Annotated in this window: 18 protein-coding genes and 1 tRNA gene; 9 read left to right on the top strand and 10 right to left on the bottom strand. The window is 35.7% G+C overall.

All coding sequences use genetic code 11. From position 1 onward, the window contains the following. Window positions 1-31: 31 nt before the first annotated feature. The 6 genes from purB to OZX61_RS07060 all read right to left on the bottom strand — a co-directional run bounded on the left by purB (window position 32) and on the right by OZX61_RS07060 (window position 5,636). The gene (gene purB, locus OZX61_RS07085) at window positions 32-1,426 is read right to left on the bottom strand and encodes an adenylosuccinate lyase (RefSeq protein WP_277094342.1); all 1,395 of its coding nucleotides are present in this window, start codon (window positions 1,424-1,426) and stop codon (window positions 32-34) included. Between the two features lie 39 nt (window positions 1,427-1,465). After that, window positions 1,466-2,212: a DUF489 family protein gene (locus OZX61_RS07080; RefSeq protein WP_195772520.1), complete on the bottom strand. Its 747-nt coding sequence runs from the start codon at window positions 2,210-2,212 to the stop codon at window positions 1,466-1,468. A 21-nt stretch (window positions 2,213-2,233) separates the two neighbouring features. Further along, window positions 2,234-3,367 carry a tRNA 2-thiouridine(34) synthase MnmA gene (gene mnmA / locus OZX61_RS07075; protein ID WP_277094341.1) on the bottom strand — a complete coding sequence of 378 codons (1,134 nt, stop codon included), beginning with the start codon at window positions 3,365-3,367 and terminating at the stop codon, window positions 2,234-2,236. A gap of 4 nt (window positions 3,368-3,371) precedes the next feature. Then, on the bottom strand, window positions 3,372-3,863 hold the full coding sequence (locus tag OZX61_RS07070) for an NUDIX hydrolase (RefSeq protein WP_277094340.1): 492 nt from the start codon (window positions 3,861-3,863) through the stop codon (window positions 3,372-3,374). Between the two features lie 93 nt (window positions 3,864-3,956). Then, complete coding sequence (dacC, locus tag OZX61_RS07065; protein ID WP_195772517.1) at window positions 3,957-5,105, bottom strand: D-alanyl-D-alanine carboxypeptidase PBP5/6; 1,149 nt, start codon at window positions 5,103-5,105, stop codon at window positions 3,957-3,959. Window positions 5,106-5,213: 108 nt separating this feature from the next. Further along, window positions 5,214-5,636 carry a hypothetical protein gene (locus OZX61_RS07060; RefSeq protein ID WP_228284809.1) on the bottom strand — a complete coding sequence of 141 codons (423 nt, stop codon included), beginning with the start codon at window positions 5,634-5,636 and terminating at the stop codon, window positions 5,214-5,216. A gap of 599 nt (window positions 5,637-6,235) precedes the next feature. On the opposite strand from OZX61_RS07060, the gene surE reads away from it, so the two are divergent. The 4 genes from surE to OZX61_RS07040 all read left to right on the top strand — a co-directional run bounded on the left by surE (window position 6,236) and on the right by OZX61_RS07040 (window position 9,367). After that, window positions 6,236-7,006, top strand: coding sequence for a 5'/3'-nucleotidase SurE (surE, locus tag OZX61_RS07055; protein ID WP_277094337.1), 771 nt, complete (start codon window positions 6,236-6,238; stop codon window positions 7,004-7,006). Between the two features lie 112 nt (window positions 7,007-7,118). Beyond that, window positions 7,119-7,952 (top strand): peptidoglycan DD-metalloendopeptidase family protein, encoded by an 834-nt coding sequence (locus tag OZX61_RS07050; protein ID WP_277094336.1) that lies wholly within the window; start codon window positions 7,119-7,121, stop codon window positions 7,950-7,952. A gap of 233 nt (window positions 7,953-8,185) precedes the next feature. Next, window positions 8,186-8,527 (top strand): Grx4 family monothiol glutaredoxin, encoded by a 342-nt coding sequence (gene grxD / locus OZX61_RS07045; protein ID WP_195772514.1) that lies wholly within the window; start codon window positions 8,186-8,188, stop codon window positions 8,525-8,527. Between the two features lie 51 nt (window positions 8,528-8,578). Next, a complete protein-coding gene (locus OZX61_RS07040; protein WP_277094335.1) occupies window positions 8,579-9,367 on the top strand; it encodes a Rossmann-like and DUF2520 domain-containing protein in 789 nt (262 codons plus the stop codon). A 16-nt stretch (window positions 9,368-9,383) separates the two neighbouring features. On the opposite strand, the gene trmB is transcribed toward OZX61_RS07040, so the two are convergent. Beyond that, on the bottom strand, window positions 9,384-10,100 hold the full coding sequence (gene trmB / locus OZX61_RS07035) for a tRNA (guanosine(46)-N7)-methyltransferase TrmB (protein ID WP_277094333.1): 717 nt from the start codon (window positions 10,098-10,100) through the stop codon (window positions 9,384-9,386). 207 nt (window positions 10,101-10,307) lie between these two features. Between trmB and OZX61_RS07030 the strand changes: the two genes are divergently transcribed. Continuing rightward, the gene (locus OZX61_RS07030) at window positions 10,308-10,886 is read left to right on the top strand and encodes a YceI family protein (RefSeq protein WP_195772511.1); all 579 of its coding nucleotides are present in this window, start codon (window positions 10,308-10,310) and stop codon (window positions 10,884-10,886) included. A 1,548-nt stretch (window positions 10,887-12,434) separates the two neighbouring features. Here the strand turns inward: OZX61_RS07030 and OZX61_RS07025 are convergent. Next, window positions 12,435-12,511 (bottom strand) — tRNA-Val (locus OZX61_RS07025). A 186-nt stretch (window positions 12,512-12,697) separates the two neighbouring features. On the opposite strand from OZX61_RS07025, the gene OZX61_RS07020 reads away from it, so the two are divergent. The 4 genes from OZX61_RS07020 to OZX61_RS07005 are packed head-to-tail and all read left to right on the top strand — an operon-like array spanning window position 12,698 to window position 15,629. Beyond that, a complete protein-coding gene (locus OZX61_RS07020; RefSeq protein WP_277094331.1) occupies window positions 12,698-13,477 on the top strand; it encodes a HesA/MoeB/ThiF family protein in 780 nt (259 codons plus the stop codon). Between the two features lie 52 nt (window positions 13,478-13,529). Next, complete coding sequence (locus tag OZX61_RS07015; protein WP_277094330.1) at window positions 13,530-14,816, top strand: AarF/UbiB family protein; 1,287 nt, start codon at window positions 13,530-13,532, stop codon at window positions 14,814-14,816. 2 nt (window positions 14,817-14,818) lie between these two features. Next, on the top strand, window positions 14,819-15,199 hold the full coding sequence (gene folB / locus OZX61_RS07010) for a dihydroneopterin aldolase (RefSeq protein ID WP_195772893.1): 381 nt from the start codon (window positions 14,819-14,821) through the stop codon (window positions 15,197-15,199). Beyond that, window positions 15,156-15,629 (top strand): 2-amino-4-hydroxy-6-hydroxymethyldihydropteridine diphosphokinase, encoded by a 474-nt coding sequence (locus OZX61_RS07005; protein WP_277094329.1) that lies wholly within the window; start codon window positions 15,156-15,158, stop codon window positions 15,627-15,629. Before folB ends, OZX61_RS07005 begins: the two co-directional genes overlap by 44 nt. On the opposite strand, the gene coq7 is transcribed toward OZX61_RS07005, so the two are convergent. Then, window positions 15,626-16,261, bottom strand: coding sequence for a 2-polyprenyl-3-methyl-6-methoxy-1,4-benzoquinone monooxygenase (coq7, locus tag OZX61_RS07000; protein WP_277094328.1), 636 nt, complete (start codon window positions 16,259-16,261; stop codon window positions 15,626-15,628). The genes OZX61_RS07005 and coq7 overlap by 4 nt on opposite strands. After that, entirely contained in the window at window positions 16,254-17,579 is a 1,326-nt protein-coding gene (locus tag OZX61_RS06995; RefSeq protein ID WP_195772896.1) for an MFS transporter, read from the bottom strand. The genes coq7 and OZX61_RS06995 overlap by 8 nt, the downstream gene beginning before the upstream one ends. Window position 17,580: the final 1 nt, after the last annotated feature.

Here is a 17,580-nt window from a genome sequence, read left to right as displayed (position 1 = left end):
GCCATAAATTGACTCAGCCTTTGAGTCAGTTTTATGACTTGATATTTTGAATATGTTTATCGATTTGTTGTGCTTGATCTTCTGCATTACCAGTATAAGTTGCAGGAGTAAGCTCAGCAAGACGAGCACGTTCTTCAGCCGGAACTTGAGTTAGCTCTGTTCCATTGACAAAATCTACCATCATTTCACGAGTCATTGCTTGACCACGAGTAAGTGCTTTTAATTTTTCGTATGGTTTTTCAACATTATAACGACGCATTACAGTTTGAATTGGCTCTGCAAGAACTTCTTGAGACTGATTAAGATCTTCTAGAAGGCGTTGTGCATTTAATTCTAGTTTACCTACGCCTTTTAAGCATGCTTCAAATGCAATTAAGCTTTGTGCAAAACCAACACCCATATTGCGTAATACCGTTGAGTCAGTTAAGTCACGTTGCCAGCGTGAAATAGGAAGTTTTTCGCCAAGATGTGCAAGTACAGCATTCGCAATTCCTAGGTTACCTTCTGAGTTTTCAAAATCAATAGGGTTTACTTTATGTGGCATAGTAGATGATCCAACTTCACCTTCTTTCAGGCGTTGTTTGAAGTAGCCTAAAGAGATATAACCCCAAACATCGCGGTTGAAGTCGATGAGAATCGTGTTGAAACGACGTAACGCATCAAACAACTCAGCCATGTAATCATGTGGTTCGATTTGAGTGGTATATGGGTTGAAGCTTAAGCCTAGAGATTCTACAAATGCTTGAGCATGTGCTTCCCAGTCAATGTTTGGATAAGCAGAGAGGTGTGCATTATAGTTACCTACAGCACCATTGATTTTACCAAGTAGTTCTACGTTTTCGAACTGCTTAATTTGACGTGCTAAGCGGTATGCAACGTTAGCAAATTCTTTCCCTAATGTTGTTGGACTTGCAGTTTGTCCATGTGTGCGAGAAAGCATTGGCTGACTAGCGTGTGTTTTTGCGAGTGTTGAAATTGCATTTAAAATTTCTTTCATCGATTGAATTAGAACATCACGACCTTGTTTCAGCATAAGCGCATGTGACAAGTTGTTAATATCTTCTGAAGTACATGCAAAGTGAATGAATTCACCTGAGTCTTTAAGTTCATCAAGATGTGCAATTTTTTCTTTAAGAAAATATTCAACAGCTTTTACATCATGGTTTGTTGTACGTTCAATTTCTTTGATACGTAAAGCATCTTCTTCTGAAAAATCAGAAACAATTGCATCTAAAAATTGGTTGGTCGAGTCAGTGAATGTTTTTACTTCTGTAATTTCGTCATGTTTTGCGAGAGCTTGCAACCAACGAATCTCAACTGTAACACGTGCATGAATAAGGCCATACTCAGATAGGTAAGGGCGTAAAGCATCGCACTTGCTAGCATAACGTCCGTCTAATGGTGAAAGAGCAGTTAAAGCGTTCATAAGGTTTCCTTTGAAATGGGGGCAAACACTTGAAAGTGGTTACTTCTCTAAAAGTTGAAATTGTGTACGTGCAATAGTATGGATATCTTTAACAATCTTATTTTTTCCAAAAACAAGTTGTATAGAGCGACCACCGACCTGACGCCATAAATGTGCCATCTGTAGGCCAGTAAATAAAGATGCACGAATTCGATTGGTATGCTGACTATCTTTGAATGCTTCGGGATTTCCACGGACTAAAATACGTGGTTCAATTTGTGCTGCAGTCTCTAGATAAGCTTGCGCGAGATTTGCAATAATACTAGGGTGCATATAGTTGTAATCAAAGAAAGAGAGTTGTTTTAATATTTTTTCTTGAGTCTGATTAATTATTTTTACAAATTGTGGATTTTGATATACTTTTTTTTCTAATTGCAGAAGTGAAAGGGCATAACTGGTTGGAAGACGCGCTACAGGAAGCTTGGGTATTTTACGAATTGTCCTTTTGTTAAAAGGAATATGAATACTGTCCTCTAAATTTTTTAAACCAAGTGTAAGATCATTGATTTCATGGAAAAAGTCTAACGTATTTAAGACTTTTCCTTGCTCGAGGTCAGTTGGACGAATATTCAGACTGGCTTTAATGAGTTGTTCAAAATAGAATGTGCCATTCTCATTCATTTTGCTTAAACCTGTCATCGCAGTCATATGGGTTAGCTGAGCAGCTTGAAATACGCCAGCTAACGCCAAAAGTCGATTCTGACGACGGGTTAAGTCTTTAGGCTGTTGAAAGGGTATATCAACCATGCCTTATGTTTCCTCTTGATTCTATAAAAAACTTGGCTTTGGTGCATCTGTATGGAGAATAACCCCGCCACCTAAACAAATTTCATCTGTATAAAATACGACACTTTGACCCGGTGTAACAGCGCGTTGAGCCTCATCAAAGACAACACGAATACCATTTGTACAGTTCTCATCTTTAAAGACAGTACATGCTTGGTCAGGCTGACGGTAACGTGTTTTCGCAGTGCAACGCAGACCTTCTTCTGGAATAAGTTGTTCACCTGCAACCCAGTCAATGTCCTTGCTCCATAGTGTTGTACTTTGCATTAACGGATGCTCATGTCCTTGTCCAACAACTAGTCGATTTCCTGCAATATCTTTATGTAGCACAAACCATGCACCTTCTTGTGCATTTTTCATACCACCTAGGCCAATACCACCGCGCTGACCCAGCGTATAATACATCAAGCCATGATGTTCACCAACGGGTTCACCATTTTCTAAAACAATTTTACCTGGCTGAGCGGGTAAATACTGCTTAAGGAAATCATTGAAGCGACGTTCTCCAATGAAACATATACCTGTTGAATCTTTCTTTTTAGCAGTTGCAAGTCCTAGCTCCTCAGCAATACGTCTTACTTCTGGCTTTTCAATTTCGCCTACTGGAAATAGGGTTTTGTTAATTTCACGTCCGTGTACGGCGTGTAAGAAGTAACTTTGATCTTTATTATTATCTAGACCACGTAAAAGCGGAGCATATTGATCGCCATAACTATTTGTTTGTGTTTGACCACGACGTGTATAGTGACCTGTTGCAATGAAATCTGCACCAAGAGTCAATGCATGATCAATGAATGCTCTAAATTTAATTTCTTTATTGCATAGAATGTCTGGGTTTGGCGTGCGACCAGCAGCATATTCTGCAAGGAAATGTTCAAAAACACGATCCCAGTATTCCATTGCAAAGTTTGCTGTATGTAATTTAATTCCCAATTTATCTGCAACGGCTTGAGCATCTGCAAGATCTTCGAGTGCAGTACAATATTCCGTTCCATCATCTTCTTCCCAATTCTTCATGAAAAGACCTTCAACTTGATATCCTTGTTGAAGTAATAAAGCAGCGGAAACTGAAGAGTCTACACCACCTGACATACCGACGATGACGCGTTGTTGCATATGACTAGGCATCCAAATTTGGAGTTAAAAGGGGAGTGAAAGGATGTTCATGAATAATTGAAAGGGGGTACTTCTTTCCTGCTTCAAAATCTTTAATAGCTTGATTCACTAAAGGGCTGCGAGCACGTGCAGACTCATCGAGTTCATCTAAAGAAAACCATGTGGTGTTGACGATATCTTTATCTAAAACAGGGTCAATAGCAGTTTTGACAATATGTGCTGCAAAGCAAAAACGAAAAAAAGTTTTGTGCGGTGCCATAGGAGGGCGGTAAGTATAAATACCAATCAGATGGTCTATTTCTACAGTGTGGCCTGTTTCTTCAAACGTTTCTCGAATGGCAGCATCGATGAGTGTTTCACCACATTCAACATGACCAGCAGGTTGGTTATATACTGTATGCACAAATCCCTCTGAATGTTCTTCGACAAACAGATAACGATCAGATTCTTTAATTACTGTTGCAACAGTAACGTGTGCAGTCCAGTCAATTGCCATAAAAAAGAAGCATCATGATTCAAAAAACGTATTTTACGCAATTTGAATGCATGATGCTATGTTTCTTACCGAAAACTTAAAATTATTTTAAGTTTAAAGAAGGTTGCTAAAGAATTGTTTAATATGATCAATCATTCGAGAGAAGAAACCTGCTTCTTCAATTGCTTCTAGAGCGACCACAGGTTTTTCCGAAATAACCTTGCCATCTAGTGATGCAACTAACTTACCGATGACTTGACCCTTTTGTAATGGCGCATTAATTGACTGTGAAATCTGTAAATCTGTTTTAATGTCACTTGCTTGGCCTTTTGGCATTGTTACACTGAAGTCTTCAGCAAGACCTACAGGTACTTCATTTTTTGTACCAAACCAAACTTTTACATTCTTTAATGACTGATCTGCAGATTTAACTTTTACAGTTTCATAGTTTGCATAACCCCAAGCGAGAAGTTCACGTGTTTGAGTTGCACGTGCGTTAATACTTGGTGCACCAAAAACGACAGTAATTAATCGCATTGGACCACGTTTGCTAGATGTAGTTAAACAATAACCAGCTTCATCTGTGTGTCCTGTTTTTAATCCATCTACGGTAGGGTCTGTGTAAAGAAGTGGGTTACGGTTACCTTGTTTAATATTATTGAAAGTAAATTCTTTTTCAGAATAGATCGGATAATATTTTGCACTATCATGAATAATATGTTGTGCTAAAACAGCCATATCTTTTGCAGTAGAGTAATGTCCATCTGCTGGTAAGCCTGTAGAGTTTACGAAGTTGGTATTAACCATACCAATCCGTTTTGCCTCTTGATTCATCATGTAGGCAAAGGTACCTTCATTTCCAGCGATGTGTTCAGCCATTGCTTTTGCTGAATCATTGCCAGATTGAATAATGATTCCTCGTAACATTTGCATAACAGTTGCAGTCCCATTGAGTGGGACAAACATACATGATTCGGATCTGTTGCCACGACACCATGCATCTTCATTCATACGGACATTTTCATTTTCTGTAAGTTGTCCTTTAAGAAGTTTTTGCTCCACGATGTAGCTTGTCATCATTTTTGTCATGGACGCAGGTGCGAGTTTTTCGTTCTCATTTTTCGCTGCTAAAATTTGACCCGTTTGGTAGTCCATTAAGACATACGACTTGTTATCTAATTCAGGTGGCGAAGATAAGACAGTTGCTGCAAAGCTAAATGAAGGTAAAAGGAGAAGGGCAGCAAAGGTACTTTTTCTGCTCATTTAGGGTCATTCCAATGGTTAGCGTCTATGTGAATTTGCATTTTAGGTTAAACATAAGTGGACTGCCATACGCAGTACACACTTATTTTACATTGTATTGTAAAGGAGTTATGAACCTTTACTTAGCGTTGTAATTTCTTTACATATTTCTTTATTTTGATTGTCACCCGCTTTTTTTGCATCAGCGCGTGCTTGAGTTAAAAATGGTTTAAAATCTTTTTGTTTTGCTCGAATTTGTAAGGCACGCACAGGGTCTTGTATACCAGGCATATTTTCTTTAACAAGTTCTGCATAGCCAGATTGGTATGCTTCATCTTTTTTAAAACCGTAACCTGGACAAATTTCAGATAAAACATATATCGCTGCAAGTTCCTCTTGTGTTACACCACCTTGATTCGGTGTAACATCGATATTTGTTGCATCATCATTCGATTTTTTTTCTTTTGCTAAAGTGAGCGTAGAAGCTGTAGTCGCAATCAGACCTGCAAATAATACTGTCAGGAGGCGTTTACTTATTTGGGATATCATCATAAGGTTTTAAACATTAGTTTTTTCAACATACTTAGGATCTTAAACAAATTTTCTAATAATGAAAGCAATAAACTGTATAAAAGGTGTATAAAATGAATGAAATATATCTTTATTCATATTGTGTTGAGATGAGTGAAAAGCCATATAGGCGCTGCATAAATTTTCCTATGTTTTAGGGTGTGACTCTTATAAAACATTGCTATTTTTTTGTGACTTTTAATACATATTTGTTGCTTTATAATTTATGATATTAGAGTGAATAACCTTGCTTAAGACAAGCATGTGGTATAGACGAGAGCATTGAATGCTTTACGATGAATAATAATATATAGAATTATAGTTGATCTGATTAAACTGACATGAAAAATCAACTTTGTATTGTGGGTTCACAAACTGTAGTTGATCATATAATACTAGAATGACTAGCCTTATAAATATTTCAGTCATTATAGGGTATAAGGTTTTGACTATTTGAATCATACAGATTTTAAAGTCTTTGTGGAAAGGAGCCCCATGGTGTTATATGGGAATCTATTATTTAATGGAAAAATAATATTTATCAATGCTTAGCTGGTAAAAAGAGAGTGAAATAGATTTAAATGAATATCCTAGTTTCAAATGACGATGGTGTTTTTGCGCCCGGTATTCAAGCTTTAGCAGAAGCGTTAAAGCCTTTAGGTCGCGTAGTTATTGTTGCACCAGAATCGGAAAGAAGTGGATTCTCAAGTGCCTTAACTTTGGATCGACCATTACGTCCAATTGAAATTATGCCAGATATTTGGTCTGTCAATGGTACACCTGCAGACTGTGTTTATCTTTCAATGAATGGGCTGTTTGATTTTGAATTTGATCTCGTGGTCAGTGGAATTAATAGTGGAGCAAATTTAGGTGATGATGTTTTATATTCGGGAACTATAGGTGCTGCATTTGAGGGGCGACTAATGAAGCAACCAGCCGTTGCTGTTTCATTGGTGGGACAAGATCCGAGTCATTATCTTTCAGTTGAAAATTTTAGAAAGGCTGCTAAATGGATGGCAGATTTTATACAAAAGGGTTTGCCACAGGTTCCAGAGAGACATATTTTAAATATTAACGTTCCTGAAATTGATGAAATTAAAGGTGCATTGGTGACGTACCAAGGGCGCCGTATGCAATCTAAACCAATTACCAGTCAAATAAATCCGCGTGGTCATCATGTGTATTGGATTGGGTTATCAGGTGAGGCTATTTTAGAACCGAGCATAGATGATTCAGGTTATGTATCCGACTTTTATGCCATTAATCATGGATTTGTCAGTATTACTCCAATTCAAATGGATGCGACAAATTATAATATTCTCCAACAACTTGAGGATCAATTAAAATATTAAACGTTGGCTTATTGTTTTATAATAAAAAACAGTTCAGTTTTACTATACAATTTCTGAGTAATTTTAGCCCATTATAAAATTAAATGAATCATTGAGATGAAGAGGGACGTCAATGCAGATGTTAAAAGAGCAGTTTACTCGTACTCATAAACAAACATTAAAGCCTGTGCTTGTATCATGTTTAACCTTGTCTGTATTTGCTTTTACAGGATGTGCATCAAAACCGCAAGTGATGACTACGCGTGCTTTGCCTGCTCCAGATTTATATACGGTAAAAGCCGGAGATACTTTAAGCGGTATTGCAGCGCGTTATGGGGTGAATTATCTTACTGTGGCACAAATGAATAATATTCCTGCGCCCTATACGATATTTGTTGGTCAGAATTTAAGGATAAAAGGGGGAGGTGTTCAGCCGGTTGTATCAACCGCGAGTAATGTTGTACGTTCTACGCCAAGTGTACCACCAATCCAGACACAAAGTATTCCTTTACCATCTCAAAATAATGCACCTGCTATTGCACCTAAACCTGTGGCAACTGCGCCAGCTATTCAGACCCAAACGACCTCTACAGTAGCAGGCCTACGTTGGGTTAAACCATCTAATAATCCAGTTATTGCGAGCTACAATCCGGCCAGTAACATTAAAGGAATTCGTTATAGCGGACAAATGGGCGATCCTATTTATGCGGCAGCAGATGGACAAGTGGTGTATGCAGATAATGGTTTAAAAGAGTTTGGTAATTTAGTTCTTATTAAACATAGCAATGGTTATATTAGTGCATATGCACACAATAGTAAGATGTTGGTAAAAAGTGGTGCCCATGTCAAAGCGGGTCAACAAATTGCTGAAATGGGTAATTCTGGTACAGATCGTGTGATGCTCGAATTCCAAATTAGAGCAGAAGGAAAGGCAATAGATCCTGCACGTATCCTTTCAGGAAGCTAGGCCAAATAGAAGTACTCAGCTTTAGTTGGCTGAGTGCTTCATTTGAAATTCGATTAAGGCAGCTTAAAATAATACTATTCTCAATAAATAGTTTAAAAAAACAACAATTTGAAGTGAAATGTTACGTCTAAAGGTATCTGTTTATGCAAAAGGCTTATACAATAGGACGTAGTCAGACAAGCGATATTAACAACCTTTGGGTATAATACACGCAAATAATTGAGGATTTATCTATGACTGAACAAGCACGAGATACTGAAGCATTAATACGTGAGCAAATTGCTAAGCATGCCGTATTACTTTATATGAAAGGAACACCACAGTTTCCACAATGTGGTTTTTCTGCACGTGCAGTAGAAGCGCTAAGCCAAATTGGACGTCCATTTGCTTATGTGAATATTTTAGAAAATCAGGATATTCGTGCGACTTTACCTAAGATTGCAAACTGGCCAACTTTCCCACAACTATGGGTTGCAGGGGAGCTGATTGGTGGTAGTGACATTATTTTGGAAATGTTCCAAAGTGGTGAGTTAAAGCCATTAATTGAACAGCACAGTGCTGCACCAGAAGCTTAAGCTATATTTTAAAGCGCCGTATGGCGCTTTATTTTTTGAGTTATTTGAGTTATGCGTATTAGTTTAATTGGGGCTGGCCGAGTAGCCAATCATTTAGCAAAGGCTTTGGTTGATGCTGGTCATCATATTATACAAGTATATAGTCATCATCAGAACAGTGCAGAATATTTGGCTCGGAAGGTAAATGCCATTGTGGCTTATAACTACCAAGATTTAGATCCAAATATAGATTTTATTATTATTGCTGTTACAGATGCAGCGATTCCAGAAGTGGCATACGCTTTGTCGACCTTGGAACTTAAAGCCTGTATTTTACATACATCTGGTAGTACTCACCTCAATGTACTTACAGAGTATTTTCCTAGAGCTGGTGTGTTGTATCCTTTGCAAACATTTAGTCTAGAGAAACAAGTAGATTGGAAAGAAATTCCTTTACTTATAGAAACAGCCCATCATCACGATCTTGAATCACTTGAAGAAATGGCAAAAACACTTTCTTCAAATATTCATATTTATAACTCCGAACAGCGTCTAAGTTTACACCTTGCTGCGGTTTTTGCCTGTAACTTTTCAAACTATTGTTATGATATTGCACAACAAATTGTTGCCCAAGAAAAAGTAGATTTTTCTCTTTTATCTCCTTTAATTCTTGAAACGGCAAAAAAAGCTACACAGTTTATACCTAGTAAAGTACAAACTGGCCCTGCATTACGTCAGGATGATACAATATTAAGTTTGCATAAGGACTTGATGGCGCAAAAGAACCAAAAAGATTTCTTAGAGGTATATCAAGTATTAAGTAATCAGATTAAAACAAGACATAAAAAACCCGACATATGAGTCGGGCTATAGAGACTTACTGAATTTTCTTAAAGATAAAGTCATTAATTTTGTGGCCAGATTCTAATCCACGTCGTTCAAACTTTGTGAGTGGTCGCCATTCTGGGCGAGGATAACTATTTCCCTTACCAGCTAAATTTTCTAAACGAGGGCGATTATCTAAAACATCTAGCATCCATTCTGCATAAGGTTCCCAGTCTGTAGCACTGTGAAATGTACCACCAAGAGCAAGCTTATTTTCTACAAGTTCCATACGTTCATGCGCAACAAAACGGCGTTTAAAGTGTCTTTTCTTCTGCCAAGGATCTGGGAAATAAAGTTGGATACAGTCGATACTATTATCAGGCATCTCTTTTAAAACTTTAATTGCATCCGCATCTAATACTTTTAGGTTTTTTACTTCTGCAATACCTGCCTCATACACACATTGAGCAATACCAGGGACGTGGACTTCAATACCTACATAATTGCGTTCGGGGTTTGCTTTAGCCATTAATACTAAAGAGCGGCCCATGCCAAAACCAATTTCAACAGTAAGAGGGCGTTCTGGGTGTTCGAAATGTTGGCGTAAATCTCCAACTGGATATTCCAAAATTAGATCACGATATTGTTCTAAAGCGGCAGTCTGTGAGGTATTTAGCGGAGATGAACGGCGCATAAATGTTACAATCTCACGGTGCTCATGCAAATTATCTAATTCTATAATTTGAGGTTCAAGCTGATCGTTATTCATAACTTTGGAATCATTACAATAATTAGAAAAGCGTTATTTTAAGTACTCGTACAAGTAAGTCAAATTGATTACTCAAATAATTCATAAATAATTTAAGATATTAAAAAGTTGTTCTATTTTTAGGACAAAACGTTTTATAAATTACAATGTATTCTTACATTTTATATCGTTAAGATAAAAACAAGAAATTATTGATGGAATAAAACGATGTTTAATAAAAAAGCTTTATTGGGATTGTCTTTGGGTTTAATGAGCGCTGTTACATTTGCAGCACCTATAACTTATAAAATAGACCCTGCACATACGGCAACACTCTTTTCTTGGAATCACTTTGGCTTTTCTACACCAACAGCGAATTTCTCAGATATCCAAGGCGATATCCAAGTGGATGAAGCACATCCAGAAAAATCATCTGTAAACGTAACGATTCCTGTAAGCAGTGTAAATACAAATGTATCTGCATTGGATAAAGAGTTTCAAGAAGCAGCATGGTTTAACAGCGCACAATATCCAAATATTACTTTTAAAAGTACACGTGTAGAAACCAAAGATAAAAAACATTTTAAAATCTTTGGTGATTTAACTGTAAAGGGAACAACAAAACCAGTTGTATTAAATGCAACTTTAAACAAACAAGGTGTTCACCCAATGAAGAAAGTAGCAGCAATAGGATTTAACGCTACAACCTCTTTTGATCGCTCTGCGTTTGGTATAGGTAATTATGTTCCTAATGTGAGTGATAAGATCACTGTAAATATTACAACTGAAGCATCAGTAGATAAATAAAATAATATATAACAATGGCTTAGTCTTAAATATTGTTTTTGACTAAGCCTGTATTATCAACAATATTTCAGCCAAAAACTTATTATTTTAAAAATAAGAATAAATTTACACCACTAATTTTTTCATAGTTCGTCAACTTAAGAATGAATATCAGTTATGATATTCAATGGAGTGGTTAACAATAAATTTTTAAATATGAGATAAAATAATATAACAGAGTAAATCGATGAACTATCACTTTTATGTTCATAGAAGATTTAGCGTATACTTATGAAAGTTATACCTAAATTTTTAGATTCTACGAATGTATATATATAAAAAGATTTTAAAAACTGTTTGTAGCGAAAATATTTATTTATAAATATACGATTATTTAAAGGCGATTGAATTTGTTAAAGCATCATAATAGGCTATGCAGGAATTTTAAATAAAATCTGAAAAATATTATTTGAGAAGTTTATAAATCGTTATTAAAAAAATATGTCTTATAGGTTTTTTATCAAATATAAAATAGACTAGTTAAACGCTTTTTGTTTAATGGTTCCATCAGCGATATGCTATGCTCATGCAAATTAGGGCAGTGATAGTAGCGATTATTAATACTAATAATGCTATGACTTTCCAAAAGTCTGCTTCTGGGATGTCATTGAAGTTGATTTTAGCTGGTGGTAGATCACTTATTGAGACTGAGCTTCCTGAGAAAAAACCTAAAATGATGATTATAAAGACTATACAGAAGCCTACAAAGTATAATATTTGCCATGCAATATTTAAGAATTGACATAAATATGCTTTGAATATCTTACATTGATACATATATGGTTTAATTGATATATTTTTTCTAAATATAACATACTTTTGATGGTAAGTGTATATGTGGTGCTATGTTGTAAGTTGCTATAAGAAAAATAAAAAAGTTTTGCACAGTTTTGAAATATAAGTATTTTTAAAAATATAAATATATTTGAAAGGGTATAAAAAATATTTAATTAAACTATAAAAGCTCTCTATAAACCATTGTAGCCCATTTTGGTATGGGAGTATTCTATTTCATACCTACTACTATTTATATAAAAGGTTGGAATTCAAGATTTATGGAACTTAAGTTGGATAAAGATATATAAATTGAAGAATTATTATTCAATATTTTGGAATATTAAGGCTAATTTCTATTTAGACAAGAATAACTATTTTTTCTTTCAGTAGATTAGGATACTATTTCTTATAAATTAATGAGCTATATATGATTTATGGATGTAACAACTCTATTGACTCTAATATTTGTTTTAAATTGCATTAATCTGTTTGCGAATAATTCAAAATTTAAATATAAAAAGCAAGTTCAGAATATCTGCATAGCCAGTTCACTTTTGATTACTGTTTTATTACTTCTTAGTTGAAAAAACTTCACTGATCTAGATTAAAATTAGTTATTATTCTAATTCTTAGAAGAGCACTAATTGGAATTGATATAAATAACATTAATCTCTAAGCATTAAAAAAGGGCTTACAAGTCATTGAAATTGCTTGTAAACCCTTGTTTTATATTGGTAGGCATATCCAGATTTGAACTGGAGACCTCTACGATGTCAACGTAGCGCTCTAACCAACTGAGCTATACGCCTATATGTAGTGGATAATAGCGAGTAGCAAAAAGAAAAACAAGATAAATGCTTGCTCATATGAATTATATGGTTGAGATTTAAGCAAAATATAATCAAGAAAATTTATCTGAGCAACGGAATACCCCATTGTGATCAAAATACTGCGTATAATTTATAATGTTTTTAATACACATTATGGAATACCATATGACTGACCATCTCACAGAAGTTTGGCAAACGCTTTCAGATGAAGAAATGCAATTATATAGTCGACAAATTTTCTTAGATGGATGGGACATTGAAGCACAGGAAAAACTTAAACTAGCGAATGTAATCATTATTGGTGCTGGAGGAATTGGGTGTATAGTTTCTGAATTACTCGCACGTGCTGGTGTAGGTAAAATTACTCTTGTAGATCATGATCAGGTAGATTCAAGCAACTTACAAAGACAGATAGGTTTTAATTCAGAAGACATTGGATTTTTTAAGGCCGAAGTCGTTGCTAATAAACTAAAAAAAATAAATACGCATATTAATGTTATTGCAGTAACGCATCCTTTAACAGAAGAAAATATAACTTCTTTATTTACAGGGCAGGATATTGTTCTTGATGGGTGTGATAATTTTAAAACACGCTATCTTACTAATTTATTTGCTTATCAGTTCAAAATACCTTTATTAAGTGCTTCAGCAATTGGTTATGATGGACAATTATTTATGATACATCCACCTTCTGCCTGTTATGAGTGTTTATTCCCTTATGCTATAAAAGAAGATGAAGCAAAACGCTGTAGTGATACAGGTGTTCTGGCAACTGTTCCAAATGTGATGGGAGCTTTACAAGCACACCATGCACTAATCTACTTAGGATTAGGTAAGATGCCTTTACTAGAAAAACTTCTTTTGTGGAATGGTTTAAACATGACACAACGTATTGTCAAATTTGAAAAAGATGAAGAATGTACTGTTTGCCGATTAAAAATATGATTAAATTATTTTTTTTGTTAAACTAACCCCATTCTAGCTAACGTTCAAATATATGAAGAAAAGCCTGTTATTAAATGGTCTGCAATCGATCGCACGTATGAGTGAAACCACTTATGTGGCAGCAAAAGCAGGGATTAAGTATGCAACTGAAAAACCAAGTACTGCAAAATTAATGCGGGAAACGTTTGAAGAGCTAGGTTCAACATATATTAAACTAGGCCAGTTTATTGCAAGTACGCCATCTCTGTTTCCTAGAGAGTTTGTTGAAGAGTTTCAAGGCTGCTTAGATCAGACTCCTAAACTTCCATTTAGCTATATTGAATCTGTATTAAAAGAAGAGTTTAAAAATCAATCTTTAGATGATATTTTTTCCTTTATTGATCCCAATCCTTTGGCATCCGCTTCAATTGCACAAGTACATGCTGCAAAGTTAGTAACAGGTGAAGATGTTGTCATTAAGGTACAAAAACCTGGGGTTGAAAATATTTTATATACCGATTTGAACGTGTTGCATTGGTCTACTAAAATCTTAGAAAGGTTCATTCCAAAACTTAAATTTGCTTCTTTGGCAGATATCGTGGATGAAATAAAAACACGTATGATACGTGAGGTTGACTTTCTAGAGGAAGCAAATAATCTAGAAGATTTTGTTCAATACTTGCATGCCACGCATAACCATGATGTGGTTGCGCCTAAAGTGTATCAGCAGCATACAACTCGCCGTGTACTTACAATGCAACGTCTATATGGAGTGCCACTTACAGACTTTAAACTTGTTGAAAAATACAGTAAAGATGCCTCTCAAACACTCATAACAATTATGAATACGTGGTTTGGTAGTTTAATGATGTGTAAGAGTTTTCATGCAGATTTACATGCAGGAAATCTGATGCTGTTGGAAGATGGACGTGTTGGATTTATTGATTTTGGTATCGTTGGTGTTTTAAAGCCTCAGGTATGGCAAGCATGTATTTCATTTATGGATGCATTACAACATACCCAGTATTTAAGTATGGCGGCTGCTATGCTAGATATGGGGATGACACATCGAAAAGTAGATATCCAACAGTTAGCTAAAGATATAGAGCGTTTATTTAATGGTGTTGTACTTACTGATCCTCAAAAGATATTGGCAAGTAACCCTGCAGACTTAAATGAAATTATGCTTGATATTGTGGCAGTTGGAGAAAAACATGGCATTCATTTTCCGAGAGATTTTGCACTGCTGTTTAAGCAAATTTTATATTTCGACCGGTTTATGAAAGTACTTGCACCTTATACAGATATCTATGCAGATGAACGTTTAAAAATGATTCAATCCTCCGCGGTTATTGATTAAATATGGACATTATTTTAGTTGAAGGTTTAAAAGTAGAGACAGTCATTGGGTGTTTTGCTTGGGAAAGACAAATTCATCAGCCACTCTTACTTGATTTAACCATTTATTACGATTTATCAAATGCCGCAGTATCTGATGATTTGCAAGATACGATTAATTATGCGCAAATTTGTGATTTAAGTGCTGAGGTTATACAAATTGCAAAACCTCAGTTAATTGAACATGCTGCACAACTTGTATTAGAAAAATTATTTAAAACATTTGATGGTATTGAAAAAATCAGTATTACCATTCGTAAGCCTGCGATTATCGCGCAAGCAAATTCAGTAGGAATTCGTCTTGAACGCCAACGAAATGATTTTTGCTCTCGCATTAGCGAGTAACTCAAACGCTCAAGCTAATTTAGCTTGGGCACTTAAAGCGCTAGATAAATACGGGAATTTAACAATTTCTAAAGTATTTAAAATTCCATGTAGAGATGGGATTGGCGCAGACTATTTAAACTGTGCTTGTTTATTACATACAGCGCAAATATCTTTAGAGGATTTAGCTCCATTACTCAAACAACTTGAAGAAACTTCTGGCAGAATTAGACCATCTCATCAAATTTCTTTAGATATAGATTTAATTGCGTGGAAGGGAAGTGATGTAAGCGATATAGACTGGAACTTTAACAAAAAAAAGATGCCATTTGCGTTAGATGTAAAAATCCCTTTATATGAGCTTATTCAGCATCCAACGCTTATGTTTCATGACCAAGTAGCATATCAAACGATTAAGCTATTTCCAGAAAAGTCATCATCAATGATCTAAATATAATAACTGGTCTTTGTCATCAGTTTAGACACACTGGTCATAATGACGCAAATAGGTGGTGGCAAAACAACACCACCTGCCTCAAGTGCAGTATCACGATGATGCAATTCATCTTCATTCATTTGCTCTAGAATTTTTCTAGAACGTATATCTTGGTTCGGAAGCTGTTGTATATGATCTTCCAAATGTAAACTTACCTGACGTTCTGTTTCTGCAACAAAACCTAAGCTGTATTTGTCACCTGCAATTCCTGCAACTGCACCCATTGTAAAAGACAAGGTATACCAAATAGGATTAAGAAAACTAGGTAGGCTATCTAATTCATTTAGGCGATCTTCACACCATGCCAAATGATCTTGTTCCTCAATGGCAGCTTGTTCCATCTCTTTTTTCACATTTGGAAGCTTAGCGGTTAAAGCTTGTCCATGATAAAGTGCTTGTGCACATACTTCTCCGCTATGATTGACTCGCATGAGTCCTGCGACATGTCGAGCCTCACGTATAGAAAGTGAAGATATGCTGTCTTCAGCAGGGTTTTTACGGTGTGCTGTTGTTGCACCCGGAACAAGGCTACGTAAACCTTGGTCAAACGACTGAATAATTTTATCGATACCTGAATAATTACGCATTAGTCTTATCCTCAGAAGGCCTGTGTTCTTTCATTAATGGCTGAATTTTTCTAAGTAACCAGAAACTAAATATAGCACTGAGTATTGCTGTAATACAGAAAAGAACTTTCATGTCTATTTTAAGTACACTTAAAATGAGTATAGAAAATATGGCAGAAGCTACCATAAATATTGCATTATAAATATTATTTGCCGCAACGATACGCGCACGATGTGATTGTGGTGAATAAGCTTGCATGAGTGCATAAAGTGGAACAATGTAGAAGCCACCACTTATGCCCAGTAAAATAATGGCAAGCATGACATGGTAATATACCCACCCATGTGTGAATATATCTGATAGCTGTAAGGTCACGGCTTGTTCAGGTACGAAATACAACGCCCCTGCAAGGTAAAATGCAAATACCGTTAACCCAAAAGCACCAATCGGGACCATTTTAATATTCACTTCAGAACCACCAATTTTTCTGCATAGTAGTGAACCAATACCAATACCCACAGAGAAAAAGGTGAGTAATAAACTAACAACATTTTCAGAAGCATTGAGGTATTTATGTGTCAGTTCAGGAATTTGCGTTAGGTAAGAGGCGCCATAAAACCAATACCATGAATTTCCTAAAAGAATCAGATAAATTAGAGGAATGCTTTTTGCGTAGGCCATGGTCTGCCAGCTGGTACGGAAAAAGTTCCAATCTATGGTCAGATGGTCATCATTTAGAGGCTGTTTTAAAATAAATCGACTAGAGATATAGCCTAAGAGAGCAATGGTTAAGACAGTAACACATACCCACATTAGATGATCATGTGAAATAGAAATGACTGCACCACCTAAAATCATACCAAATAAGATAGCAAGAGATGTACCTGTTTGAAACAGTGCATTTCCTGTCATCAACTCATTTGGTTTTAAAATCTCGGGCAAGATTGCATATTTAATTGGGCCAAAAAAGGTGGAATGGACACCCATTAAAAATAATGAAAATAGTAAAAGTGATATATGCCCTAAGAGAAAACCGCAAGAACCAATAATCATAATGCCAATTTCAAGTAGCTTGATATAACGAATTAACTGCGATCGCTCAAACTTATCTGCAATTTGTCCTGCTGTGGCAGAGAAGATAAAGTAGGGTAAGATAAACAATAGTGCCGCTAAATTATTTAAAATACTGATATTATTGCTTGTGTTTTGAATGAGTCCATAAGTAATGACGAGCAACAATGATTGTTTATATACGTTATCGTTTAGGGCGCCAAAAAATTGTGTTAAAAACATTGGAAGAAAGCGCCGTGATGTTAGTAACGTTTGTTTTTTTTCCATA

Origin of the sequence: Acinetobacter sp. ESL0695, from assembly GCF_029392135.1 — a bacterium.
Lineage (GTDB): Bacteria > Pseudomonadota > Gammaproteobacteria > Pseudomonadales > Moraxellaceae > Acinetobacter > Acinetobacter pollinis.
Note: the sequence above shows the minus strand (reverse complement) of the source record. Positions and strands in the feature narration are given on the sequence as shown.

What these genes read in the sequence shown, in the direction of transcription:
- dacC (WP_195772517.1), bottom strand. Translation starts at nt 5,105, where the DNA reads ATGAGCAGAAAAAGTACCTTTGCTGCCCTTCTCCTTTTACCTTCATTT.
- trmB (WP_277094333.1), bottom strand. Translation starts at nt 10,100, where the DNA reads ATGAATAACGATCAGCTTGAACCTCAAATTATAGAATTAGATAATTTG.
- OZX61_RS06995 (WP_195772896.1), bottom strand. Translation starts at nt 17,579, where the DNA reads ATGGAAAAAAAACAAACGTTACTAACATCACGGCGCTTTCTTCCAATG.
- OZX61_RS07070 (WP_277094340.1), bottom strand. Translation starts at nt 3,863, where the DNA reads ATGGCAATTGACTGGACTGCACACGTTACTGTTGCAACAGTAATTAAA.
- OZX61_RS07030 (WP_195772511.1), top strand. Translation starts at nt 10,308, where the DNA reads ATGTTTAATAAAAAAGCTTTATTGGGATTGTCTTTGGGTTTAATGAGC.
- mnmA (WP_277094341.1), bottom strand. Translation starts at nt 3,367, where the DNA reads ATGCAACAACGCGTCATCGTCGGTATGTCAGGTGGTGTAGACTCTTCA.
- purB (WP_277094342.1), bottom strand. Translation starts at nt 1,426, where the DNA reads ATGAACGCTTTAACTGCTCTTTCACCATTAGACGGACGTTATGCTAGC.
- OZX61_RS07015 (WP_277094330.1), top strand. Translation starts at nt 13,530, where the DNA reads ATGAAGAAAAGCCTGTTATTAAATGGTCTGCAATCGATCGCACGTATG.
- OZX61_RS07050 (WP_277094336.1), top strand. Translation starts at nt 7,119, where the DNA reads ATGCAGATGTTAAAAGAGCAGTTTACTCGTACTCATAAACAAACATTA.
- surE (WP_277094337.1), top strand. Translation starts at nt 6,236, where the DNA reads ATGAATATCCTAGTTTCAAATGACGATGGTGTTTTTGCGCCCGGTATT.
- OZX61_RS07040 (WP_277094335.1), top strand. Translation starts at nt 8,579, where the DNA reads ATGCGTATTAGTTTAATTGGGGCTGGCCGAGTAGCCAATCATTTAGCA.
- OZX61_RS07060 (WP_228284809.1), bottom strand. Translation starts at nt 5,636, where the DNA reads ATGATGATATCCCAAATAAGTAAACGCCTCCTGACAGTATTATTTGCA.
- grxD (WP_195772514.1), top strand. Translation starts at nt 8,186, where the DNA reads ATGACTGAACAAGCACGAGATACTGAAGCATTAATACGTGAGCAAATT.
- coq7 (WP_277094328.1), bottom strand. Translation starts at nt 16,261, where the DNA reads ATGCGTAATTATTCAGGTATCGATAAAATTATTCAGTCGTTTGACCAA.
- OZX61_RS07080 (WP_195772520.1), bottom strand. Translation starts at nt 2,212, where the DNA reads ATGGTTGATATACCCTTTCAACAGCCTAAAGACTTAACCCGTCGTCAG.
- folB (WP_195772893.1), top strand. Translation starts at nt 14,819, where the DNA reads ATGGACATTATTTTAGTTGAAGGTTTAAAAGTAGAGACAGTCATTGGG.
- OZX61_RS07020 (WP_277094331.1), top strand. Translation starts at nt 12,698, where the DNA reads ATGACTGACCATCTCACAGAAGTTTGGCAAACGCTTTCAGATGAAGAA.